Origin of the sequence: Bartonella sp. CR84HXZ (assembly GCF_042194535.1) — a bacterium.
In the GTDB taxonomy this organism is placed as follows: Bacteria; Pseudomonadota; Alphaproteobacteria; order Rhizobiales; family Rhizobiaceae; genus Bartonella; species Bartonella grahamii.
On sequence record NZ_JBHIMY010000025.1, the window covers coordinates 1 to 10,643 of the forward strand.

At 43.4% G+C, this 10,643-nt stretch carries 6 protein-coding genes and 1 pseudogene; 2 read left to right on the forward strand and 5 right to left on the reverse strand.

Going from position 1 to position 10,643, the window contains the following annotated elements; genetic code table 11:
• Positions 1 to 1,323 (reverse strand): hypothetical protein (locus tag ACFIKD_RS08315; protein WP_375647725.1); only part of this gene is annotated, 1,323 nt, incomplete at its 3' end.
• Between the two features lies 1 nt (position 1,324).
• Positions 1,325 to 1,948, reverse strand: a pseudogene (locus ACFIKD_RS08320) (hypothetical protein); the annotation flags it as partial.
• Positions 1,949 to 2,115: 167 nt separating this feature from the next.
• On the opposite strand from ACFIKD_RS08320, the gene ACFIKD_RS08325 reads away from it, so the two are divergent.
• Positions 2,116 to 3,282, forward strand: a complete 1,167-nt coding sequence (locus tag ACFIKD_RS08325) for a tyrosine-type recombinase/integrase (protein ID WP_375647726.1) — start codon at positions 2,116 to 2,118, stop codon at positions 3,280 to 3,282.
• 209 nt (positions 3,283 to 3,491) lie between these two features.
• A complete protein-coding gene (locus ACFIKD_RS08330; RefSeq protein ID WP_015856172.1) occupies positions 3,492 to 3,692 on the forward strand; it encodes an AlpA family transcriptional regulator in 201 nt (66 codons plus the stop codon).
• Between the two features lie 54 nt (positions 3,693 to 3,746).
• Here ACFIKD_RS08330 and ACFIKD_RS08335 read toward each other — a convergent pair whose 3' ends face one another.
• The 3 genes from ACFIKD_RS08335 to ACFIKD_RS08345 all read right to left on the reverse strand — a co-directional run.
• Positions 3,747 to 4,106, reverse strand: a complete 360-nt coding sequence (locus tag ACFIKD_RS08335) for a hypothetical protein (protein ID WP_375647727.1) — start codon at positions 4,104 to 4,106, stop codon at positions 3,747 to 3,749.
• 179 nt (positions 4,107 to 4,285) lie between these two features.
• Positions 4,286 to 4,693, reverse strand: a complete 408-nt coding sequence (locus tag ACFIKD_RS08340; protein WP_375645095.1) for a hypothetical protein — start codon at positions 4,691 to 4,693, stop codon at positions 4,286 to 4,288.
• Positions 4,690 to 10,643 (reverse strand): hemagglutinin repeat-containing protein (locus ACFIKD_RS08345; RefSeq protein ID WP_375647729.1); only part of this gene is annotated, 5,954 nt, incomplete at its 5' end. The genes ACFIKD_RS08345 and ACFIKD_RS08340, both read right to left, overlap by 4 nt.

The window sequence follows — 10,643 nt, forward strand, 5'->3', positions numbered from 1 at the left end:
ACACACCCTCTCCTTATGCCATGTGATCGGCGTCTGATTATTGCGAAGACGACGTTCCCCTATGCTTAAAAGACCTTCCGTCGTATCAACTTCGGCAAACATTTTCGTGATAAAGTTAAAACTTCCATCCGGCGCTCCCATCTCTTGCGAAACAACCGTTGCCTCCATCGGGGCTCCTGTAAACATAACAAGCCTATTGTTTTCATCAAAAGCACCAAGCATTGGAGCGCCACTTTGCCAACGGGGGCTGTCTAAAGAAGCAGGCAACGCCTCAAGATTGAGCGAAATCTCATCTAACTGTTCTAAAGTATACCCTGTTGTAAACACTGGAAAGAACGTGAAAGGCTCTCCCTGTATCGTCGACCATTTCTGCAAGCCCCAATCATAAACAAAGGTCGTTTGCTCGTTATTGCCACTCCTTAAGGACCAATAAATCCGGTTATCAATGGGGTCTATAACTCCTTGCATCTTATCAAGAGCAAACTTATCAAATGTTTTAAAAACCGTTCTATCAACCTTTTCAAAGCCTATCGGTAAAAGTTGACCATCCAAACTCATCTGATAAAAACCACCATCACCTGCAAAAAAAGCGTCACTCCCTCGACAAGCTATAGAGGCTGCACTGCGGGCTCCTCGCTTGTCTTGTATCTTTTGAAACGTAAACACAATCTTAGAACCCGCAACAAAGGTTCCAGCATAAATAGCAGAACGCATAAAAATGAGGGGATTGGTGGATTCTGTTGCCCCTTGAACATATTCTCCATCCGGAAAATCTTGAAAATCGCAATCTTTCTGTTTAACTGTCCAATGGGTTGCATCTTCCAAACCAGACCAATGAATGCGATTGGGGTGATCTGTCAATTGCATCAAACAAACAAAAGGTCCCCAAACCTTCACCAAGCCTGCTTTCGGCGGATTGCCTCCTAAATCTTCAAATCGTTCAGAACTATGGGTATTAAAAACTTGTGGTTTATCATTTTTATTCACCGCAATAATTCTTTGACCAAAAAGAGCAAATGACCATTGATTATCCTCATGCGCATGATAGGTCACACCACTTTGGCTAATGTCTTTCCAACCCTGCGTTTGACTATCATAACTATAAAGTTTTTGCTTGCCTCCTACGATTATCTTAACACCATTACCGCTTCTAAAGGCGATTGAACCCAAAGGTTTTTCTTCCAAAGGATTAGAAACAACCATTGCACTAGGCATGGGTATGTAACCACCATCTGCCGGTAAAACATTCACAAGGCTATCCGTAAAACTGCCGTTGACAACCGCAACATCCGGTCTGTAATCGGCTATAGGAAAATAAACCATGCTAAAAATCCGTTGGTATTATTCTGGTCACGTTATGACGTTGAGACGTCTCTGCACGCAATTCATGCAACTGTTCGTTAAAGTCACTGTAAGCTGCCGTTGCACAATCGGGGTCTTTCAAGATATTCTTGTAAAGTTCGTATTTTGCACGCGCCTTAATCAAATCAAACGCGTGCACAAACCATGGATGCTCCTCATCGACACTCTCTATCTCTGATAAACGCAATGGAGAGAGAATGAGTTGAATCTGATAGACTCTATCCGGCGTGGGATAAAGATGTAATTTCCTATCAAAATAACTGTAACAAACCGACGTTCCTTGCTGCTCTGATGATAACAAAGGCTCTAAAGAAACATGGTCCTTACATTCCAAGGCAAACTTATGATGTTGATCAGAACTCAGATAAACGTTTTTGATTTTAACAGCACTTTCGATATGGCTGGTAGTGCTTGCATCATAAACACCTTGTCCCGCCCGTGTCTCAAACACCACATCACGGCTTTCGTTAAAGTAAAAGGTCTCTCGTTCACAAAAACGAATGGCTGCAAAAATACTTTCTTGGATTTGATGAACATACTCATCGGCTATGTCATCAATCTCATCTTGAATGACCGATACAAGATATTGATTTATAATGATAATCTAGCTCTGTTCATATTGAATTAGACCCCCGAATAACGTAGGATTCTCTCATTTCAAATCTGTTTATCTTGAATCAATCAAAACCACTTACTTGCACATCACAAGCGGGGTTGATGTGTGGGTAAAAATTGTACAAGAAAGGAGTAAAAATGGTTCTTATGAATCGTCTTAATGCAAGGGCTGTCGCAACATTGGGAGCTGGTAAATATAATGATGGTGCCGGCTTGCTTCTTCATAAGCGTAAAGATGGTGGTGCTCAATGGCTTTATCGTTATACCATTCATGGTCGGCGCCGCGAAATGGGCTTGGGTGCCTTGCGAGATGTTTCTTTAAAACAAGCCCGTGAATTGGCAACTGGGTGGCGTGCTGTTTTACGTGAGGGGCGTGACCCCATTAAAGAACGCAATAAACAAAAGCGTGAGGCAATGCGCAATCTCCATTATTTAAAAGATATTGCTCTAGATGCTTTTGAAAGCCGTAAAGCTGAATTAAAAAATGATGGTGAGTCTTGTAATTGGTTTTTACATTTACGCCTCCATATTCTCCCTAAATTAGGCTGTCTGCCCGTTTCAGAGATTACCCAAACAGAGATACGCGATACCCTTGCCCCTATTTGGCATACAAAAGCTGGAACTGCTCGAACAGCACTAATGCGTCTTAATCTTTGTCTCAAACATGCGGCTGCATTAGGGTTAGATGTTGATTTACAAGCAGTAGAAAAAGCAAAAGCTCTCTTAGGCAAACAACGTCATAAAAAACAAAGCTTACCAGCCATGGATTGGAGAGATGTGCCGGCTTTTTACCAATTTCTCTGCAAAACAACAACTATAAAACATTTAGCTTTGCGTCTGCTTATCCTTACAGGGGTTCGTAGCAATCCTTTGCGTCATATTCGTGAAGATCAGATTGAAGATGATATCTGGACAATCCCTGCTGAGAATATGAAAGGCAAGCGTGATGCCACAACAGAGTTTCGTGTGCCCTTATCATCTGAAGCATTAAAAGTAATTGAACAAGCCCGCTGTATCTCTAAGAGTGATTTCATCTTTTCACTTACCGGTCGTGGTCCTCTTTCACATACGATGATGGCTGCGTATATGAGAAAAAATAAAATTGAAGCCTGCCCCCATGGTTTTCGTTCTAGTTTACGCGATTGGCTAGCAGAAACAACCGATGCCCCTTATGAGGTCGCTGAAACCATTCTAAGTCATACGGTCGGAGGGCAAGTAGAGCGCTCCTATCGTCGCACTGATTATCTAGAACAGCGTCGTGTCTATATGAATAAATGGGCGGCTTATGTCACCGGTCAATCTTAAGATATGGGGTGCATAACCCCATTATCTGTGGATAACTTTAACTCTCTTGTCTCTCATTCTTTCTCAATAAGATTCATAATTTATCACATCAGAAACTGTATGATAAAATATTGTTTTCTATAAATAAAATACCTTCAAAAGTGAACCAAAATGTGGTTAATAAATGGTTATGATTTGTTACCATTTTTTGAGAGTGAAAGGATTTTATTATGACAGAAAATGATATTCTTTTGACAGACCGTGAAAGTGCAAAATTGCTTCATATGAGTGTCTCAACATTCCGCCGTCATGTTACCAATGGCTCTTTGCCAAAACCTTTAAAATTTGGTTTTTTATCGCGTTGGTTACAATCGGATCTTTTGAATGTCATCGAGCAAGCAAAACAGCAACGTTATAACGACGCGGCATAAAAAGAAAACCTTGTCACGTAAGGACGGACAAGGCTTTCTCTGCTGAAGCAAGACTTAAGGCTGGCATTCAAGTTGTTCTGAATGCTTTTTACAATAAGGGCTATTTAAGCGTCTCTCAACACTTCGCTGAGGCATGACAGCACCAGGACGACATATGGGAAGATTGTCCGATTTATGGTTTTCACACCATTCTTGTATTGTAAAGCTAGGACGAAAACCTGATTGCGCCATACACATTTCAATACTGGCAAATTGATTCAAATCTAGCGCCACAACCTTATTAAGGTCCGGTACTCCACATTCTAAAAGTATTTTATTTCTCCATAATGCTGGAGAAAGTGAGGGAATTGAGTTAACACATCCAGTGATACTTAACAAAGCCATGCAACTCAATATTTTTAAGATTTTCTTCATTATTCCCCTCTTTCAATGGATTTATTGACAATAAACAAGCTCGGAAGCTTGTTGATATTTCCTGTCCCGCTGCTTAAAGCAACGGTGAACAATATTGAGATGTTAGATTGAGAAAAAAATCCCGCCGTTCCAAGCGAAGGCAAGGAGGGCGGATTGTTAATCATCACAAACAGCAAAACTTAAGGCTCGCATTCAGGTTGTTCTGGATGCTTTTTACAAAAAGGGCTGTTCAAGCGCTTCTTGACACTGCGCTGTGGGATGACAGCGCCTGGACGACAAATGGGAAGGTTTTTCTCTTTAAAAGTATAACACCACCCCCCCCCTTTTCCATTATCTTTATAGCGGAATCCTGCTTGAACCATGCAAGCATCAACTGTTGCTTTAGCATTAATACTCTGCTGTTGGTTTTCTGGAAAAACATCATAAGGGGTTGGCATACCACATTCTAACAATGCTTTTCCTATCTCCGTAAAATCTGCACCAGGTTTCTCCCACATACTCAGAGCCCCTGGAGAAGGCTTATCAATGTTACATCCAGCAATATTTAACAAAATGAAACCGCTTAATAATTTCAAGATTTGTTTCATTTTTTCCTCCCTGAATATTTTGAATAAATTGGCGTACGATTAGGTAAACCATAGAACTTTGTACAAGCATCACTTGGATGTCCATAACAAGCATGGACACTGGGGTAGCCCTTAAATATTTGCCCTCTCTCTTTCCAGGGACCACTTCCAGGAGGTATTTGCTCAAAAGTGTAAGGATTTTTGCCAATCTTTGTACCCACAAAGTCATATTTATGATTTTCCAAGTTTACATAATCCTGCTTTCCATCACTTAAGATATATAATATATCTGCCATGTTTTGAGTATTATAAGCTGGTCCAAAGAAATTAATCGTTGTTTTCTTTGCTATACCATGAACACCATGCTTTTCTAAATCATGCGATCCATTGCCCGCTGTCATACTGCCGCGGCTATGGGCATCAACATGCAATCCTTTATTGCCAAAGCTATATAACAGATTCTGGTATTTCTTCGTCGAATTAGTCAGAACACCCAACTTACCTTCTAGAAAATACTGATACCCTGCAATGAACCCCTCTACCAAGAGCGAATCGCTATGAGGGAACATCAGAAAATAGTGCGGATCATTCTTGTTATCAGCCAACTGAACCGCATTATGGGCTGCTTCATCTGGTGTTGTAAGAATACCATTGAGGAAAACATGAACCTTGCCATCAGAACCTTTTTGTAAATTCTGTTGTTCTTCAGGCGTTAAATAATGATATTGCGGCTGCGGGTTTCCATGGCTGTCTTTTATATATTTCCCATTTTCATCTTTTGCATAGATCACATTGCCATTTTCATCGTGCTCAACGGTAGCCAGATAATGCTCTTTGATAAACATGTTTACAATGCCCTGACCAGCGATTTCAAATCCTTCATCCGATAAATCATTGATCATATTTAGGCGATTATGCACTGCTCCCTCAAGCGGTGCGACATCTAGCTGTCCTACAGCTTGGTGGGCTGCTGCGGTGTTGCGGTTGAGAGAGCCAATGATTTGTCCAGCATCTTGCCCCATCGCCCTCTGTCCAGTTGTATCAGTAAGGATGATAGTCCCATCACTGATAGCAGATTTGGTTTCCCCTTCTGCTCCATCCTTGGCTTTACCGTGATTTAAAACATTCTTGGCAATGTTTTTTATCGTGTCGTTCCCAGAAATGCTAAACCCATGGCTGCTGGCTTTAGCATGCGCACCGTTGTTGATATCACTGGTGCTAATGCTTCCTGTGGTCAGGCTGTTTTTGTCCGCCGAGGCTGTGCTGGCAATGATGCCTCCGGTTAGGGTCGTTTTGTCTTTAACAATGATATTAAAGCCGCCATCACCCGCTTTGATGCCTGATTGCTCCACAACACTATGATAATCGCTGGAGGATTTATCCTTTTGGAAAGAGGCGCTCATGGAGCCCCCACCACCCGTTTGTCCAGCACCAAACCCAACAGAAACAGAGTTTTGCTTGCTGGAAGTTTGTCCCGTATCACTGCGGCTGGTAATGGCAAAATCACCCCCTACTTCCATTTCTACATGATCTGCAGAAGCCACGGCGCCTGCCAGTATGGTGTTTCCCTGACTTATGGTATGAACAGTGCCGCTACCTATAATATGGCTGTTTTTGTGTTGAACTTCCTCGCTCGATCCTTCCCCTTGACTAAAAGAAGCACTACCCGTTGCCCCTGCGCCACCCGTGCCATAACCGGTGCCAACACTCATTGAAGAACTTTCACTGCTGTTTTGTGTGCTTTGCGTGTTTTGCGCACTTTCAAAGGTGATATCTTCACCTGCTTCCATGGTGATATTTCCGCTCTGTGCATCATTTTCCAGCACATAGATTGGATTGGTACCAGCGATAATATCAGCGCCAACACTATGGATGCTGCCTTCGTGGGCATGGATATTAATAGAACGCCCGCCTTCTATACTATTTGTTACCGCAGTAGATGTCTGAACAGAGGCTTCTGTTTTCTCAGTTTTAAAGCCCACGGTTACACTGCCAGATGCGCCAGCCATATTGGCAAGAGCATCCTTGGTGGAGCCCCCCAATCCTCCTAATGGATTACTCAGTCCTTTGGTTATGTTCCCCTTTTCCCCCGTATTGCCAGTCAGCCAATTAACAAAATTCCTGCCTTTGTTAAAGAGGTGATTGATTTTCATGCCGGTCAATATGCCATTAATAACTGTATTGTTACCATCCTTATTGTTCATGCGGTCCGCTGAATCTTTTAGTCCTTGTACCGTGCCAAGGACACCGATATCAGCAGAGCCTGTCACACCAGCAAAAGACTTTTCATGCTTTTCTTTTGCGTTAGAGGTATCATAGCTTTCTGATAGTGTGATATTATTGCCGGCATCAATGTTGACATCACGATCCGCCGAAACAATGGTTGCTTGTAAATTCACATCATTGCCACCATTGATCTGCACATCTTTTCCCGCCTTGAAATGAGATGGCGTATTGGTATTTTCCCATTGATCGCCCGTATCTTTAGCGCTTGCAATTCCAACACCCACGGAAGCACCGCTAGGGTTCTTTTCAAACTGAAACCCAAAACCTGTGCGTTCTTCCTTTGAGCTTGCCCTATGACGATTGTGACCAGGTGAAACATTCACATCATGGGCTGCCGAAACATGAATATTTTCTTGCGCAGTAAAATCAGAGCCCTCCACGTTCACATCTTTTTTGGTGGCGGTGATGGTGATATTTTTCCCATTGAGAGAAGAGCCTTGATGCTCAAAACTCTCTTCATTTTCTGTCTTTCCCTCACTCCCGTATATCGACACAAAACCCTTGCCTGATCCCACACCAAAACCCGTTTCATGGGTCTCTGAATGGCTGCTATGGTGGTCCGTCATGCCATCAATTGTCACATTTTCTCCCGTCACATGAATATCTTCATTTGCAAACATATGAGAAGCAGTGATTGTGGTCTCTTTGTCTGATTGCGTGATAATGTTGCCCGTTGCCCCAAGGATAGAGGAGACCGTTGTGGTATGCGATTGAGATGTATCGGACGATTCCTCATGCAAAAAGCCACTTGATGACGATTGTGCTTGCTGATCCAACTGTTCTTGGGCGCCTTTGATGACAATCTTTCCCCCAGAGTGAATAGTAATATCCGCTTGTTTTTGATCTCCCAGTGCTTCCTCTCCTGACGTTTCCTCTGCCTTACCGGCTGTGAGCGTCGAGGCTACAACTTCCGTGTTGTTTCCAGATTCAATGGCAACGCCTTTGCCCCCAGATATGAGTGAACCGGAAACTTGGGTGGCATCCACCTTGTTATGCACGGATTTGCTGCTACTAAATGCTCCACCGTCTTTATGGTACGACATCTCATAGTGTAAGCTATCCTCTGCATTGGTGATCAGGACATCGTTGCTGGCTTTCAGCCCTACCTTGCCATCAGCCGCAACAGAACTTCCCGTGATGGTGAGATCATGCGGTTTGCCATCCTGCCCTGCAATAACAGTGGTGTCACCTCCCGATTTTATCGAAGAGCCAACCGCATGAGAGGCTTGCATATCCACTTTCGTGTTTTTGCCCTGAAGATGATACTCCATCTCATCTTCTCTTACCCCTATTGTTACCTCCCCTTGGGCGCCAAGTCCAACATTGCCCTTCGCATCTATATCGGAAGCAGCAATATGGATATCTTGACCTGAGATGACAGTGGTATCTTTTCCAGAACTTAAATGAGAGCCATTGTGCAAGGCAACATGAGATGTTTCACTCCCATTCTGATTGTCCATGCTGTTGCGTGTGGCATCAATCGAAACATTCCTCTCAGCTTGCAAGAGAAGTTTATCCGTTGCTTGAACATCAGAGCCTAAGATATTCAAATCTTTTCCAGAGAGAAGTGTCGTTGAGCCACCAGAGTTTAACGCCGATTTATGATGCATGGTGGCATCACCGTGTTCATCATGGTAATGGGTTTCTGCTGAACCTATCGTCAAGTTACCTTGTTCTGTGGCCATAGCAAGATCACCTCCGGTAGTGATCCCCACCCCTGAGGCGGTGATATCTTGCTTAGCAATCACCGTTGCATTACCACCAGTAGAAAGCGCTTCGGTGTTTAAAACGGTCTCCACGCCGTCAACCGTTGTGCGCCCTGCATCCAAACGAATATTCTTCTCCGCAAGGATAACAGCATCACCACCCGCCGCAAAATGCCCTCCTTGACTGAGGATATCCCCACCATGCACATGCAATTGGTGGTTTGCCGCAATACGCCCTGAATTGGTTATCGTTGAATTGCTTGTATTTTGGCTGGTGATATTGACATCATCACCCATGATCAAAGCCCCAGCAGAAACAAAGGAGGCTCTGTCTTTTTCAGGGATGTAAAGCACCGGTGCGTAAACATCCATGCCCTTGACCTGTTGGCGCACATAAATCACCATCGGGGCTTCTAGAGAAGCCAATTGTTCTTCACTCAAAGCCTCACCAAAGGGGAGATTCTGGGCTTTTGCATAGTCTGCCCCGACATCCAGCAAGGTTTTGACTTGTTCAATGGCATCACTTCCAGGAACAAAGGAGCCTTTGCCCAACCCTTGACCGACCAGATCACGCATTTGTTTTTCAATCAATTCCTTTTCGAAATAAGCATCGCCTAAGAAAAAAATCTCCCGATCAGGATTGTAGCCAATTCTGTTCAAATAATAAGCTGAGCCATAAAACTTGCCAACATCAAGGAATTCTGCCCGCGTTTCATAAATGAAATTCTGGTTGGGCAGCGTGCCCCCAACACCCCCCGATTGGGGCTTTGGTAAAGGGAGCCCCTCAGAAAGTTCCCCCGCATTATTGATATCAATTTTCGGTATAAACAAAGCACCAGCCCCGGTTAAACCACTTAAAGCCTCCAGTGGATTGCCTTCAACGGTTTTTGCTTCAAAATGCGCATCCCCTGTAATGGAACCTTCCGCTGCCGTGTTATTGAGTTGATCGACCACCAGATTTAAAGTGCCACCCGCTTGGACAAGACCAGGAACGGTATCAAGAACTTTTGAGCCAATTTGGCGATCCTTGTCATTGGCTATATCTAAAGAAACATCGCGGCTTCCATCAGCTTTATAGCCATAACAACTGTCTGTATAAGCCTGACAACTAAGATAAGTGTTTTTATAAGCCGTTGCCCCTAAATTGGTCAGCGTCTTGGCTTGGATATCAGCATTTCCCCCTGCTCTCATAATGCTATAATGGTTGTCAATGGTATCAGCGTTAATGATGAGGTTGCCACTAGATTGTATTACCCCCGAAACAGTTGGTTTATGAGAAAACCCTTGCGTGACAGTTTCTTCTGTCATATGTGACCAGTGTTTGTTTGGGGATAAGACCCCCCACCTATTACCATTCCAGGAATACTGTTCTATGCCTTTTCTGTTATCATTATATTTCCAAGTAAAAGCCTTATAGACTTTTCCATCGCTTAAAATTGCGGTGCCATAGGTTTCTTCTTTGCTCGCCCAAACCTGCTGTTCAAATATAAAGTTTTTCTTGTCTTTAAGTGCCGGCCACTTAGAAAGCTTTCCTTTTCCCCAGCTATTCGATCTCGTATCATGATATAAATCCCTACCATCGAGAAAATTATATTTGTCTGGTTTTTGGAAAGAAATATCGCTATATTCCGTTTTTTCCGTGATGACAGGCGTGCTATCGGCTTCGTTTTTCAGGGTGTTGGTTTGGATATTTAAGTTTCCACCAGCTTGAATAAAGCCCGCTTTGTTAACAAGGGAAAGGCTTTTTCCTGTGCCTTCTGCATTGGTAAAAAACAAATCACCCTCTGCCATTATGGCGCCAAAATCATTGAGCAAAGCGCCATCAACTTGTAAAGCACCACTTCCCCCAGCATAGATTAAGCCCGTTTTGCTATTGGTCACATCCCTCGTCACGCTAAAGATTAAATCCTGCCCCGATGCTAATTGACCGCTATTTCCAAGCTCCCCCGTTTTGATCACGAAATCTCGTGCCGCTAAAA